Genomic DNA, 14188 nt, shown 5'->3' on the forward strand with positions numbered 1-14188 from the left:
CCGGCATGACGACGATGCGTGCGGCGGTGTGCGAGCGGGCCGGCGGGCCCGAGGCGCTGGTGGTGCGAGAGGTTCCGGTGCCGGCGGTACGGGACGGCTGGAGCCTGGTGCGGGTGATGGCGGCCGGGCTGAACCGCTCCGAGCTGCGGACCCGGCAGGGGCATTCGCCGGGCGTGAGGTTCCCGCGGGTGCTCGGCATCGAATGCGTCGGCGTGGTCGCCGAATCCACCGATCCCTCGGTGCCGGCCGGGACGACGGTGGCCGCGGTGATGGGGGAGATGGGGCGCGAGTTCGACGGCGGATACGCCGAATACGCGCTGCTGCCCAACGCGTTGCTGATGCCGGTCCGCACCGACCTGCCATGGGAGGTGCTGGGTGCGCTGCCCGAAACCTATCTGACCGCGCAGGGCTCGCTGGACGTGCTCGGCCCGCCGCCCGGCCGGCTGCTGATCCGCGGCGGCACCTCGTCGGTGGGGATGGCGGCCACCGGCCTGGCGGTCGCCCGGGGCTTCGAGGTGCTGGCGACCACCCGCCGGCCCGCCCGCACCGGCGGCCGTCTGATCCTGGACGACGGACGGATCCGCGACCTCTGGCCGGGCGGCCCCGACCAGGTGCTCGACCTGGTCGGGGCGCGGACCCTGACCGACTCGCTGCGCCTGGTCCGGCCCGGGGGGACGGTCTGCGTGAGCGGATCGCTCAGCGGGTGGGCGGTGCCCTCCTTCGAACCGATCGCGATGATTCCGGCCGGGACCCGGCTCACCGCCTTCCACAGCGGCACGATGACGGGCCCGCGCGGGGCCGCGGTGCTGCAACGCCTCGTCGACGGGGTGCGGGCCGGGACCGTCGCGCCGAACCTGGACCGGGTCTTCGGCCTGGACGACATCGCGGCCGCCCACCGCTACATGGAGGACGACGCGGCGACCGGCAAAGTGGTGGTGACGATGGTCAGAGATACCGGGCGAGATGGTCGAGCGCGTGCCGCGCGGTCGGGTCGGTGATCGGGACCGCGGTGAAGTCCGGGCCGAGGACCGGCGGGTCGGCCTGCCAGCCGCCGCGCGGCGCGGGCAGGCGGCCCGCCACCCGGAACTCCAGGGCGCGCTGCCGGTCGAGGTAGCCGTGGGCCTCCAGGAGGCGGCTGCAGAAATCGGCCAGCTGCCAGAGCGGCTCCCGACGGCAGGCGAACCAGTTCCGGATGTCGGTTTCCAAAATCGGATCATGGAGGTACGCCGTGAGCCGCAGCGCCTTGCGCAACCGCATGCCGTCGTCCCCGAGTCGCACCATGAGCGGTGTGGCCACCTGCCGGGGCAGCAGCTCCCACACCCGCGACTGCATCGTGTCGCGCGGCTGGACGAGGAGGCGCCCGCCCCGCCGGCCGGCCCTGCCACCGGCCCGCAGCACCCGCACCGCCTCGTCCGGGTCCTGGTCGTACGGGTCGTACCGGATCTCGGTGACGCCCAGCTCGCCGAGGGTGCTCTCCGGGTGTCCGACGAGCCACCACCGGCCGTCGCGGGTGACGGCGAGCGGCCGGCCGCCGTCCGCGTAGGCGACCCAGGTGTAGCCGTGGTGCAGATCCGGGCGCAGCGCCACCGCCCGGGCCACGGCCAGGTCATCCGGCATCCAAGTCGTGGTCGGGCGCGACTCGTCCCCGTTGGCGATCTCCGACCTGGTCAGCGTCACTCGCATCGGCGTTCCCTTCAGCTCAGTCATTCTCGGAATGAGAATAACCTGGACACGTTCGGGGTAGGGGGCCGGAATCGGCTGCGGCGGCCAGTGGAGTTGATCATCCTGGCGGTCGATCAGGCGTAGATGGCGACGAACGGTGGCGCTCCATGGTGCTCAGTCGGCGGGAAGTGCTCGGGATGGCGGGCGGGCTGGTGGCCGGCTCGGTGGTCGGCGCGCCGGACATGGCGGCGCTGGCCGCGCCCGGGCTGGCGCCACCCGCGGACCCGCTCGCCGACCTGACGCTGACCTGGCGGCGCCGGATCGACTTCGCCCAGCTGACGTTCGACCTCTACAACGTCGAGCTGGACAGGTCCGGGACGAGGCTGCTCCGCCGGGACCCCGGAGCCCCGTCCTACCTGGTGGTCCGGTTCCCGACCCAGTCGATCGCCGAGCAGACCTCCCTCGAGACGGAGCCGGTCCCGGTCACGGCGGTGCCGACCCGGGCGGCGCTGGAGAGCCGGCTGGCGTTCGAGGTGACGAACCGGTTGCCGCTGCCGGCGACGCTGGCCGCGCTGCTGGACTGGAACCGGTTCACCGCGAAGGTGGTGCCGCTGGCCCGGCCGCGTGACTCGCCCCTGTCGCCGATCGACGAAGGCCCGCGGGCGCCGCTGTACAACGAGACGTCGCTGGAGATCCCGTACCGGCTGCAATTGTCCCCGCACGGCAACGCGGCGTGGGTGCACCGGACGACCCCGGCCACCGCCCGAGGCGGCTGGACCGAACTCTGGCACACCCGGCTGGGGGTCAAGGACCCGGCGGCGCCGGGCGGCGTGACCGAGCGGGGCGCCGGCGACCGGACCGTCCGCGCGGTCTGGGCCCGGTATCCGCAGATGGCCGACTGGGCACGGCAGCCGCCGCAGGTGGCCCCGGACTCGCCCGCCGACCCGCCGGGCCTGGCCATGTCGGCGGCCGACCGGTTCGACATCGTGCGCCTGTCGCTGGCCCGGGCGCCGATCGAGGTGGACGCGCTGATGCTCAGCGGCCTCGGCGGCACCCTGATCAGCAACGTGGACTGGGCGCCGACCCGGGTGCCGGGCGACCCGGCCACCTCCGGGTGGCAGCATCGGGCGACGCTGGGCCGCGACCACTACGTGCGGATCGCCAAGGACGGCTACCTCTACCCGTTCGGGCACCGGGCCACGCTGATCACGCTCAGCGAGCGCAAGGTGCTCGGCCGGCCGGACGGGTCGCAGGCCCAGGCCGGATTCCTGCGTAAACGCTTCTTCGTGGTGATCCAGCAGCGGGTGCACGACTACGCCGCGGCGCCCGGCATGCCGGACGGGGGGCCGCGGCATGCCGTTCACCCGGGTGGCCGCGAAGCTGGAGGTCACCCCGGACCTGGTCCTGCAGGACGTGCCGGACGGCGGCGGCGCGCGGATGCTGCTGACCGCCGACAGGAAGATGCTGCAGTTCCCGTGGCGGGGGACCGACCACGCCGGGCAGGACACCGACTTCCAGGCGCCCGCGGTGTTCGTGCCGCTCGGCCCGAACGCCCGGCGCGCCCCGGCCGACGATCCGCTCGACCCGCTGACCAGGTGGTACGAGGGCAACGCCGAAGCCTGCACGGCCGCGGTGGGCGGCCTGCCGATCTCGGTCGCGCCGGCCGACGACCCGGCGGCCACCCGGTTGACCGTGCACACCATGTCGCTGGGCGGCAAGCACCTCCCCGGGGTGGCGTTCCCCAGGGTCCAGGACTTCACGGTGGAGATGCCACAGCTGGCGGCGATCACCGGCGCACCGCAGTCGGTCGGCGCCAGGTTCAACTATTTCAGCGGCTACCTGCAGCAGGGCTTCAAGGACAACGGCGGCGAGGTCTTCCTGCGGATGGCCGACAAGGTCGTCCCCGAGCTGGCGGTGCCCGGCGCGATGACCGGGGTGGCCACCCCGCAGATGGCGATCAGCGGCCTGTCCCGGTCGCTCGGCCCGGTCGCCGGTCCGCTGAGCGACGTCGCGAACCAGAAGCTGGACCCGGCGGCGATCCTGAAGGACGGCGCCCGGCTGCTGGGCGATCTGCGGCTGATCGACGTGCTGGCCAAGCCGGCGGGCCGGGCCAACCCCGAGCAGGCCATGAAGATCACCACCCGGGACCTGCCGGACGGCGCCGAGACCACCCTGCACTGGGCGCCGAAGCTCACGGACTTCGCCATTCTCAAGGTGAATCCGGCCAGCTCGCTGGTGCTCGACATCCGGATCGCCGCCCGGCTCGGCCATCCGCCCACCCACGACATGCGCGGCACGCTCAGCGACGTCACGCTGAACTTCTTCACCGACGACGATCCGTTCATCGCCGTGCAGGTCAAGACCCTGCGGTTCACCGACAGCAGCGGGGCGAAACCCGATGTGCACTGCGACATCGGTGAGGTGACCTTCGGCGGCCCGCTGAGGTTCGTCCGGGAACTGGCCACGCTGATCGGCTTCGGTAGGGGCAACGGCGTGTCCGTCGTGCCGGCCGGCGACCGGGTGACCGTGGCCCTGGACGTCGCCGTGCCCAGCCTGGCGATCGGCCTGCTCGCGATCTCCAACATCGCGGTGCACGTCGGGCTGCTGCTGCCGTTCAACGGCGACCCGGTGGTGTTCGACGCCGGCTTCGCCACCCGTGAGCACAAGTTCGTCCTCGGCGTCGGGATCCTGCGCGGCGGCGGTTACGCCGGCGTCAAGATCAGCGCGAGCGGCCTGCAGTCCCTGGAGTTCGCCTTCGAGTTCGGCGCGGGGGTCAGCATCGACCTGGGGGTGGCCAGCGGCTGTGTCGAGGTGATGGCCGGTATCTACTTCAAGCTCACCGCGACCGGCGACAGGCAGAACATCGAGCTGACCGCCTACCTGCGGATCCGGGGTTCGGTGTCGGTGCTCGGCCTGATCACCGTGACCGTCGAGTTCTATCTCGGCCTCACCTACGACTCCGACGGCGACCGGCTGACCGGCGAGGCGACGATGACCGTCTCCATCGACCTGTTCCTGTTCAGCACCTCCGTGTCGATCACCTGCCGGCGGGAACTGACCCGCTCCAGCTCGTCGTTCGGCCGCACCGCGCCCGCCATCGCGTCGGCGCCGATCCGCTTCGGCGACGTCTTCACCCCCGACCTGTGGGCGCAGCACTGCGCCGCCTTCGCCTGACGAGGACTCCCATGGCAACCCAGAACCTGACCTGCACCCTGCTGCCCCGGGGCGCCGGCCGGCACGGCGGACTCCGCTTCGACGTGCACGTCGCGCCGCAACTGACCGGCGACGGCGCCGACGTCACGCTCGGCGGGCAGTTCCCCGACTTCACCGACTGGCCGGCCGCGGCGACCCGGCTGGGCGTGTCCCTGCGCCTGGACGACGGCGGCACCACGACAGTCGTACCCGGGCGGCGGCTGTCGGCCCCGGACAGCCGGGTGTGGACGGCGATGTTCACCCCGCGGACCCCGGTGCGCACGCCAAGGGTCACCGAAGCGCTGGACGACGTGCGGGTCGCGTCGTACCCGATCCGGCAGGTGGTGCAGTTCCTGAGCCGGCAGTGGGGGGAGGTCGGCGTCTCGGCCGGCCGGGAACTGCCCTGCCTCGCGGACTTCGATCGGTCGCCGCTGCGGGCGCTCGGCTTCCAGGACGGCGGCCTCGGGCAACGCCGGCTGAACCAGCTCCGGGAGGACCTGCGGACCCGGTACCAACGCGGTGGCGGCGCGGTCCGCGCCGACCGGGGCGGCCTGGACGACGATCAGGTGGTCGGGATGGCCTTCCTGCAGGCCGGCGAGTTCCACAGCGGCACGCTGACGGCGCGCCGGAACCCGCCGCCGCGGCTGGCCCGGCGGGCCGCCCCCGCGCCGGCCGGCCACGACTTCCACGACGCGGTCGCGCTCGCCGCCAGCCACGGCCCGCTGCAGCGGCTGCTCGGCCTGGTGCTGGAGTTCGAGACCGAGCCGTCCCCGGTGCTGACCGCACTGCTGACCGGCGCGTCGCGCACCGATCTGCGGTTCACCCTGGCACTCGGCACGGACGCGCTGCGCACCACCACGACCCTGCGGGTGCCCACCGTCGTCTGCCTGGCCGGCGCCGGACGGTTCGAGCCGGCGCCCCGCGGCGCCGGGGTCGGTGCCGGGCTGATCCGGTTCGCCGCCGACACGTACAGCGTGACCTGCCTGGATGCGGACGCCGGAGCGCAGGCGGTGAACCAGTTCGCCGCCACCCTGACCGGCGCCAGCGACCGGGACCTGGCGGCCCGGGACCGGCGCGAGGCGCTGCCCGCGCTGCGGACCGGCCCGATGACGGTGGCCAAGGACGACCGGGCCGGCGAGCTCGTCGACCGCCTCCGGGACCGGCGCACCGAGGCGGACCCGGTCCTGTTCGCCGAGGACCTGGTCCGCGGTCTGCGCTGGGACGTGCGGGACGGCGACGGTCCGTGGCGCAGCCTGATGTGCCGCGAGGGCTTCTACGAGTTCCACCGGCTGCCCGGGAAGGGCACCGTCACGGTGTACGACGAGGCCGCCGTCGTCACCGCGACCACCAGGGGCAAGGACGCGGACCACCACGACGTGCCCGGCGACCACCTGATCACCGAGTCGATGATGTCGTGGAGCGGCTGGAGCCTCGCCGTCGAACCGCTCACCCGGCCGGTCGGCACCGACAACCGGGTGCGCGACGCGGCCGGCGACATCGACCCGGCGTACCAGTTCGGCACCCGCTTCCGGGTGCCACCCGGCAGCCTGCCCCGGCTGCGGTTCGGGCACAGCTACCGGTTCCGGGCCCGTACCGTCGATCTCGGCAATGCCGGCGTGGCGGCCACCGAGGACGATCTCGGCGAGCCGGACATGGTGACCCCGGCGGCCACCTTCCTGCGCTACGACCCGGTGGAGGCGCCCACCGTGGTGCCGCGCCAGCCGCCCGGCCCGGCCGAGGGGCCGCGGTACGCGGTCGTGCACGAGTCGCGCCCGGTCTCCTCCCGGCACGTGGTGCCGCCGCGCACCGCGCAGACCATGCTGGAGTGGCACGGCGAACTCGACCGCGGCCGGGCCGGCACGCCGGACCCGCGGGCCTGGCAGACGCTGCGCGCCCGGGACGACGCCGACCTGGCCGACCTGCGGGCCGAGGACGCCGACTGCTATCCGCAGGAGCTGCTCGACCCGCCGTACCTGGTGGATGCTCTGGCGCAGGCCGCCCTGGTGCGCGGCCTGCCGGGACGCACCACCGAGACGGTCGTCGACCTCGACGGCTCGTTCCGGGTGGACCTGCGCCCGGTGCCGCCCGGCGGGGCCGGCTGGCGCGGCCGCGGCCGGATCCTCGAGGTGGGCCTGGAGCCGGGCGACATCTACCGGCTGCGGATCTCGTCCCGGTTCGACCCGGACGACCTCGCCGTGATGGGCGTCTGGGACCTGATGCGGACCTCGGCCGTCGGCACCGATGCCGACGTCGACACGCTGCGCCGGGACGCCTGCGAGGGCCGGCTGTGGCCGCTCACCCCGGCCCGCGACCTGATGCTGGTCCACGCGGTCCGCACGCCGCTGCCCGCCCCGCGCTGGCTCACACTCAAGGCCGACCGGCTGTTCGGCGAGGCCCCGGCCACGATCACCGCGACCATGGAGATCAGCCAGAAGAGCACGGCGACCCTGGACGTGCGCGGCGCCTGGCGGATGCCGGTCGACGACGGCCCGGGCTTCGACACCGATCCCGGCATCGCGCGGGATTTCCGGAGCACCGCCTACTCGGTGAAGGTCACCCACCCGGAGGGTGCGGCGCCGGACACCGTCCAGCTCCCGGTCGGCGGCACCCACCACTTCACCGACCACCGATACCGCCGGGTCTCCTACACCGCCGTCGCCACCTCGCCGTTCGTCGAACATTTCCGGGAGGAGACGACGGTACGGCTGTCCACCGCCGCCCCGGCCCGGCTGTCCGGCGACACCGAGCCGTTCACCGTCCGGGTGCGTGACGCGCTGACCGGTGCCGTCTTCGCCCCCGCGCCCAGCGGCGTCACCGACCCGGCCAGGGCGGCCGGGGACTTCCTGGTCGACCCGGACCGCCGGCTGCTGCACCGCACCGCCGGCGGCCGGATCGCGGAGGGCGCCAAGGTCGTGGTCAGCCTGGTCCGCGGCCCGTTGACCCGGGAGAGCGCGCCCATCGAGGTGGACGTGCTCAGCTCGGTCCCGCGGGCCCCGCCGCGGATCCACTCCGTGGTGCCGACCTTCGCCTGGGACGACTCGGTGCCCGGCACCAGCCGGCGGCTCGGCGGCGGCCTGCGTGTGTACCTGGAACGCCCCTGGTGGTCCTGGGGCGACGGGGAACTGCTCGGCGTGGTCCTGCACGCCTACCCGGAGGTCGAACCGCAGGGCGGCTTCGGCGGAACCCGGACCGACTGGGCCGCCGACCCGGTGACCACCGCGCCGCGGACCGTCGCGGGACCGATGCTGTCGTCCTTCCCGCTGGCCGTCAAGACCGCCGAGATGCTGCCGGTGGAGGGCGGGAGTGCGCACGTGGCCGGGCACAAGGTGGCCTTCGACCCGGCCCGCGACCTCTGGTACGCCGATATCCGGATCACCGACCACGACGACGAGGAACTCAGCGCGAACCTGCCGTTCGTGCGGCTGGCGCTGGCCCGGTACCAGCCGAACGCGCTGCCGGACTGCCTGCTGTCGCCGGTCGTCGCCGCCGACTTCAGCCAGCTCGTCAACGGGCGCACCGCGACGGTGACCCGGCAGGGCTCCGACTACGTCGTCACCGTCACCGGTCACGCCGGGAAGGCCGACGACCGCGACCTCACCCACCTGTGCGCGTTCGCCGAGGGCCGCACCGCGATCGCCGACCCGGAACTGACCTGGCGGGCGCTCGGCTCGCCGGTCGAGCTGTCCCCGATCGCCGCCGGCGCCGGGCAGGCCTGGACGGGCCGGGTGCCGCGGCCCGGCGAGGCGCACCGGATCGTCGTCCAGGAGTACGAGCTGCACCCCACCGACAACGGCACGGTGCGCCGCGTGGTCTACACCGACATCCTCACCCCACGCTGAGGTACGGCCCGTCGCGAATGACCAGGTGACCCAGGCCGAACTCCTGTGCGAGGGCATGCATACTTACGTCCGACTTTGCCGGGTGTGAGCGTGGAGAGTGCTGTGGGCGACGAGATGACAGTGCACCGGCAGACGGCGGGTGCGGCGGTGGCCGACCGGGATCTGCGGCAGCTGCTGGCCGGTTTGACCGCGGTGCGCGACGGTGACTTCGGTACCCGGCTGCCCGAGGACGGCGACGGGCTGCTCGGCGAGATCGCCACCGTGTTCAACGGCATGGTGGACCAGCTGTCGCTGTTCACCTCCGAGGTGACCCGGGTGGCCCGCGAGGTGGGCACCGAGGGTCAGCTGGGCGGGCAGGCCGAGGTGCCGAGCGTCTCCGGCACCTGGAAGGACCTGACCGACTCGGTGAACGCGATGGCCGGCAACCTGACCGACCAGGTGCGCGACATCGCGCAGGTGGCGACCGCGGTGGCCCGCGGCGACCTGTCGCAGAAGATCACCGTGGATGTCCGCGGCGAGATCCTGGAGTTGAAGAACACCATCAACACGATGGTGGACCAGCTGTCGTCGTTCGCCGACGAGGTGACCCGGGTGGCCCGGGAGGTGGGCAGCGAGGGCCGGCTGGGCGGACAGGCCGAGGTGCCCGGGGTGGCCGGCACCTGGCGGGACCTGACCGACTCGGTGAACTTCATGGCCGGCAACCTGACCAACCAGGTCCGCAACATCGCCCAGGTGACCACGGCGGTGGCCCGCGGTGACCTGTCGCAGAAGATCACCGTCGACGCGCGCGGCGAGATCCTGGAGCTCAAGAGCACCATCAACACGATGGTGGACCAGCTGTCGTCGTTCGCCGACGAGGTGACCCGGGTGGCCCGGGAGGTCGGCACGGACGGGCGCCTCGGCGGGCAGGCCCAGGTCAGCGGGGTGGCCGGCACCTGGCGCGACCTGACCGACTCGGTGAACTCGATGGCCGGCAACCTGACCGGCCAGGTGCGCAGCATCGCCCAGGTGGCCACCGCGGTGGCCCGCGGCGACCTGTCCCAGAAGATCACCGTGGCGGCCCGCGGCGAGATCCTGGAGCTGAAGAACACCATCAACACGATGGTGGACCAGCTGTCGTCGTTCGCCGACGAGGTGACCCGGGTGGCCCGGGAGGTCGGCACCGAGGGCCGGCTCGGCGGGCAGGCCGACGTGAAGGGGGTCTCCGGCACCTGGAAGGACCTCACCGAGTCGGTGAACGTCATGGGTGACAACCTGACCGCGCAGGTGCGCAGCATCGCCGAGGTGACCACCGCGGTGGCCCGCGGCGACCTGACCCAGAAGATCCGGGTCGACGCGCGCGGCGAGATCCTGGAGCTCAAGGAGACCATCAACACGATGGTCGACCAGCTCTCCGCGTTCGCCGACGAGGTGACCCGGGTGGCCCGGGAGGTCGGCACGGAGGGCCGGCTCGGCGGGCAGGCCCGGGTGCTGAACGTGGGCGGCACCTGGAAGGACCTGACCGACAACGTCAACGTGATGGCGTCCAACCTGACCAACCAGGTGCGCTCGATCGCGCTGGTGGCGACCGCGGTGGCGCAGGGCGACCTGAGCAAGAAGATCACCGTGGAGGCCAAGGGCGAGGTCGCCGTCCTGGCACAGACCATCAACACGATGGTCGACACGCTCGGCGCGTTCGCCGACGAGGTGACCCGGGTGGCCCGCGAGGTCGGCACCGAAGGACAGCTCGGTGGCCAGGCCCGGGTGCCGAACGTGGCCGGCACCTGGAAGGACCTGACCGACAACGTCAACTCGATGGCGAACAACCTGACCGGTCAGGTGCGCAACATCGCCCAGGTGACCACCGCGGTGGCCCAGGGTGACCTGACCAAGAAGATCGACGTGGACGCCCGCGGCGAGATCCTGGAGCTCAAGACCACCATCAACACGATGGTCGACCAGTTGTCCAGCTTCGCCGCCGAGGTGACCCGGGTGGCCCGCGAGGTGGGCAGCGAGGGCCGGCTGGGCGGGCAGGCCGAGGTGGAGGGCGTCTCCGGCACCTGGAAGCGGCTCACCGAGAACGTCAACGAGCTGGCCGGCAACCTGACCCGGCAGGTGCGCGCGATCGCCGAGGTGACCAGCGCGGTCGCCACCGGCGACCTGACCCGGTCGATCACCGTGGACGCCTCCGGCGAGGTGGCCGAGCTCAAGGACAACATCAACTTCATGGTGGAGTCGCTGCGCGAGACCACCCGGGCCAACCAGGAGCAGGACTGGCTCAAGACCAACCTGGCCCGGATCTCCTCGCTCATGCAGGGCCACCGCGACCTCGAGGTGGTCGCCTCGCTGGTGATGAACGAGCTGGTCCCGCTGGTGGACGCGCAGCTGGGCACGTTCCTGCTGGTCGACGACGGCACGGCGGGCGCGGAGCTGCGCGTGGTGGGCAGTTACGGGCACGTCGGCGCCGGACTGCGGTTCGCCTTCGGCGAGTCCCTGGTGGGACAGGCCGCGCTGGCGAAACGACGGATCGTGGTCGACGACGTGCCGGCCGACTACTTCCTCGTCTCCTCCAGCCTCGGATCCGCGGCGCCGATGCAGGTGGTGGTATTGCCGATCATGGTGGAGGAGCAGGTCCTCGGGGTGATCGAGCTGGCCGGTGTCAAGCCGCTCACCGAGGTGCACCACGACTTCCTGAACCAGCTGATGGAGACGATCGGCGTCAACGTCAACACGATGGTCGCCAACGCGCGCACCGACGTGCTGCTCACCGAGTCCCAGCGGCTCGCCGCCGAGCTGCAGGCCCGCTCCGAGGAGCTGCAGGCCCGCTCGGAGGAGCTGCAGCGCTCCAACGCCGAGCTGGAGGACAAGGCGACGCTGCTGGCCCGGCAGAACCGGGACATCGAGACGAAGAATTCCGAGATCGAGCAGGCCCGCCAGGAACTGGAGGCCCGCGCCCAGCAGCTGGCGCTCGCCTCCAAGTACAAGTCGGAGTTCCTCGCCAACATGAGCCACGAACTGCGTACGCCGCTGAACTCGCTGCTCGTCCTGGCGCAGCTGCTCGCGCAGAACCCGACCCGCAACCTCAGTGCCAAGCAGGTGGAGTACGCCACGGTCATCCACTCGGCCGGCACCGACCTGCTCCAGCTGATCAACGACATCCTGGACCTGTCCAAGGTCGAGGCCGGCAAGATGGACATCGCTCCGGAAGCCTTCGAGCTGCGCAACCTGCTCGACTACGTGGAGGCGACGTTCCGCCCGCTGACCACCTCCCGGGGGCTGGACTTCGAGGTCTCCACCGCCGCCGACGTGCCCACCCTCCTGGTCACCGACGAGCAGCGGCTGCGCCAGGTGCTGCGCAACCTGCTGTCCAACGCGGTCAAATTCACCGAGCAGGGCCGGGTGCGGCTGGAGATCGGCCTGGCCCGACCGGAGGAGCTGTCGCCGGCCCTGGCCGAGCAGCAGACGGTGGTCGCGTTCCGGGTGGTCGACACCGGCATCGGCATCGCCGAGCAGCAGCTGACCGCGATCTTCGACGCCTTCCAGCAGGCCGACGGCACGACCAGCCGCCGCTACGGCGGCACCGGCCTGGGCCTGTCGATCAGCCGGGAGATCGCCTGGCTGCTCGGCGGCGAGATCAGCGCCCGCAGCAGGCTGGGCAAGGGCAGCACCTTCACCCTCTACATGCCGGTCCAGTCGGCGACCGTGGCCGGCGCGTCGATCGCCGAGCCGGCCTTCAACCCGGGCCCGCTGGTCACCATGCCGCCGGCCGGACCGGGTGGGCCGCGCCGCCTGCTGGTCGTCGAGCCGCATCCGGAGGGCCTGCTCACGTTGATCGCCCGGGGCGCCGCCACCACGCTTGCCGAGACCCACGGCATGTTCGAGGTGGTCACCGTGGTCGACCCGGAGGCCGCGATCGCCGAGCTGCGGTCGCAGACCTTCCACCTGGTGGTGCTGGACCCGGCCCTGCAGGGCTTCCTCAAGGCGCTGCACGACGAGACCGGGCTGCGCACGCTGCCGGTGCTGGTCTACCAGACCCAGCACGCGCCGCTGGGCAACGACACCCTGCTGCAGGCGTTCGCCCAGACCCGGCCGCTGGAGACCCTGTCCAGCCTGGACGACCTGCGGGAACGGATCACGCTGCACATGTCGGCGGAAACCGGGCAGCCGGTGATGCCGGCGACCCGGCCGATCGAGTCGATGGCCGAGCTGACCCGGGCCGCCGGCAACCTGTCCGGGCGCAAGGTGCTGGTCGTCGACGACGACGCGCGCAACGTGTTCGCGCTGACCAACATCCTGGAGCTGCACGGCATGGAGGTGGTCTACGCCGAGAACGGCCGCAAGGGGATCGAGGTGCTGGCCCAGAACGACGACGTCGACCTGATCCTGATGGACGTGATGATGCCGGAGATGGACGGGTACGCCGCGACCGCGGCGATCCGGGCCATGCCAAAGTACTCCCGGCTGCCGATCATCGCGGTGACCGCCAAGGCGATGCACGGCGACCGGGAGAAGAGCCTGTCCTCGGGCGCCAGTGACTACGTCACCAAACCGGTCGATGCCGAAGATCTGCTCGCGTGTATCGAACGCTGGCTCGCGCAACCGCCGATGGGCCAGGAATAGTCAGCCGAAAGGGTGGTTTAAGGCAGCTACGTGGCGGGGCAATGGTGCTCCCGCAGTGACCGGAGCCGAGGAGCGCAACATCCATGACTGTCATCGCTGAGACCGCAACCCACGTCGACGCCGCGGCGAGCACCGACCCGGCCAGTGAGCTGATCACCGCGATGGCGGCGCTCCCGGCCGGACATCCGTCCCGGCCCGGCCTGCGCGACCGGGCCATCGAGGCGTGGCTGCCGCTGGCCCGCCACCTGGCCAACCGGTACGCCAACCGGGGCGAGCCGCGCGACGACCTCCACCAGGTCGCCGTCGTCGGCCTGATCAAGGCGGTGGACCGGTTCGAGGCGGACCGCGGCGTCGACTTCGCCGGCTTCGCGATCCCCACCATCGCCGGCGAGCTCAAGCGCTACTTCCGGGACAAGACCTGGTCGGTGCGGGTGCCGCGGCGGCTGCAGGAGCTGCGCCTGGCGATCACCACGGCGAACAACACGCTCAGCCACACGCTGGGCCGCTCCGCCACGGTCGCCGACATCGCCGAGCATCTCGGCATCACCGAGGACGAGGTGATCGAGGGCCTGGAGGGCGCCCGCGCCTACAACTCGACCAGCCTGTCCACCCCGGTCAGCGAGAACGGCTCGGAGCTCGGCGACACCCTCGGCGGCATGGATGCCGGCTTCGAGGAGGCCGAACTGCGCATCGCCCTGGGCCCGGCGATGGCCGCCCTCGACGAGCGCGAGCAGAAGATCGTGAGCCTGCGCTTCTACGGCAACCTGACGCAGTCGCAGATCGCCGAGCAGATCGGCATCTCCCAGATGCACGTCTCCCGGCTGCTGACCAAGGCCCTCGCCAAGCTCCGCTCCCGCCTCGACGGCGCGATCATCTGACGTTTCCGTCCGACGGGC

At 72.2% G+C, this 14188-nt stretch carries 7 protein-coding genes; 5 read left to right on the forward strand and 2 right to left on the reverse strand.

Features of this window, described 5'->3' with window-relative positions:
* Positions 1 to 5 precede the first annotated feature (5 nt).
* The gene (locus ACSP50_RS17995) at positions 6 to 998 is read left to right on the forward strand and encodes a zinc-binding dehydrogenase (RefSeq protein ID WP_014690669.1); all 993 of its coding nucleotides are present in this window, start codon (positions 6 to 8) and stop codon (positions 996 to 998) included.
* On the opposite strand, the gene ACSP50_RS18000 is transcribed toward ACSP50_RS17995, so the two are convergent.
* A complete protein-coding gene (locus ACSP50_RS18000; RefSeq protein ID WP_155123536.1) occupies positions 946 to 1707 on the reverse strand; it encodes a hypothetical protein in 762 nt (253 codons plus the stop codon). The two genes, ACSP50_RS17995 and ACSP50_RS18000, sit on opposite strands and share 53 nt — an antisense overlap.
* 367 nt (positions 1708 to 2074) lie before the next feature.
* Positions 2075 to 2770, reverse strand: a complete 696-nt coding sequence (locus ACSP50_RS18005) for a hypothetical protein (protein ID WP_014690671.1) — start codon at positions 2768 to 2770, stop codon at positions 2075 to 2077.
* 245 nt (positions 2771 to 3015) lie between these two features.
* Between ACSP50_RS18005 and ACSP50_RS18010 the strand changes: the two genes are divergently transcribed.
* The 4 genes from ACSP50_RS18010 (at position 3016) to ACSP50_RS18025 (ending at position 14170) form a co-directional block, all read left to right on the forward strand.
* Positions 3016 to 4836: a hypothetical protein gene (locus tag ACSP50_RS18010; protein WP_014690672.1), complete on the forward strand. Its 1821-nt coding sequence runs from the start codon at positions 3016 to 3018 to the stop codon at positions 4834 to 4836.
* Positions 4837 to 4847: 11 nt separating this feature from the next.
* Positions 4848 to 8693, forward strand: coding sequence for a hypothetical protein (locus ACSP50_RS18015; RefSeq protein ID WP_014690673.1), 3846 nt, complete (start codon positions 4848 to 4850; stop codon positions 8691 to 8693).
* Between the two features lie 114 nt (positions 8694 to 8807).
* Positions 8808 to 13292, forward strand: a complete 4485-nt coding sequence (locus ACSP50_RS18020) for a HAMP domain-containing protein (RefSeq protein ID WP_052311922.1) — start codon at positions 8808 to 8810, stop codon at positions 13290 to 13292.
* An 83-nt stretch (positions 13293 to 13375) separates the two neighbouring features.
* Positions 13376 to 14170 (forward strand): RNA polymerase sigma factor SigF, encoded by a 795-nt coding sequence (locus tag ACSP50_RS18025; protein ID WP_014690675.1) that lies wholly within the window; start codon positions 13376 to 13378, stop codon positions 14168 to 14170.
* Positions 14171 to 14188: the final 18 nt, after the last annotated feature.

It is taken from the genome of Actinoplanes sp. SE50/110, from assembly GCF_900119315.1.
Taxonomy (GTDB): Bacteria; Actinomycetota; Actinomycetes; order Mycobacteriales; family Micromonosporaceae; genus Actinoplanes.

What these genes read in the sequence shown, in the direction of transcription:
- ACSP50_RS18015 (WP_014690673.1), top strand. Translation starts at nt 4,848, where the DNA reads ATGGCAACCCAGAACCTGACCTGCACCCTGCTGCCCCGGGGCGCCGGC.
- ACSP50_RS17995 (WP_014690669.1), top strand. Translation starts at nt 6, where the DNA reads ATGACGACGATGCGTGCGGCGGTGTGCGAGCGGGCCGGCGGGCCCGAG.
- ACSP50_RS18020 (WP_052311922.1), top strand. Translation starts at nt 8,808, where the DNA reads ATGACAGTGCACCGGCAGACGGCGGGTGCGGCGGTGGCCGACCGGGAT.
- ACSP50_RS18025 (WP_014690675.1), top strand. Translation starts at nt 13,376, where the DNA reads ATGACTGTCATCGCTGAGACCGCAACCCACGTCGACGCCGCGGCGAGC.
- ACSP50_RS18010 (WP_014690672.1), top strand. Translation starts at nt 3,016, where the DNA reads ATGCCGTTCACCCGGGTGGCCGCGAAGCTGGAGGTCACCCCGGACCTG.
- ACSP50_RS18000 (WP_155123536.1), bottom strand. Translation starts at nt 1,707, where the DNA reads ATGACTGAGCTGAAGGGAACGCCGATGCGAGTGACGCTGACCAGGTCG.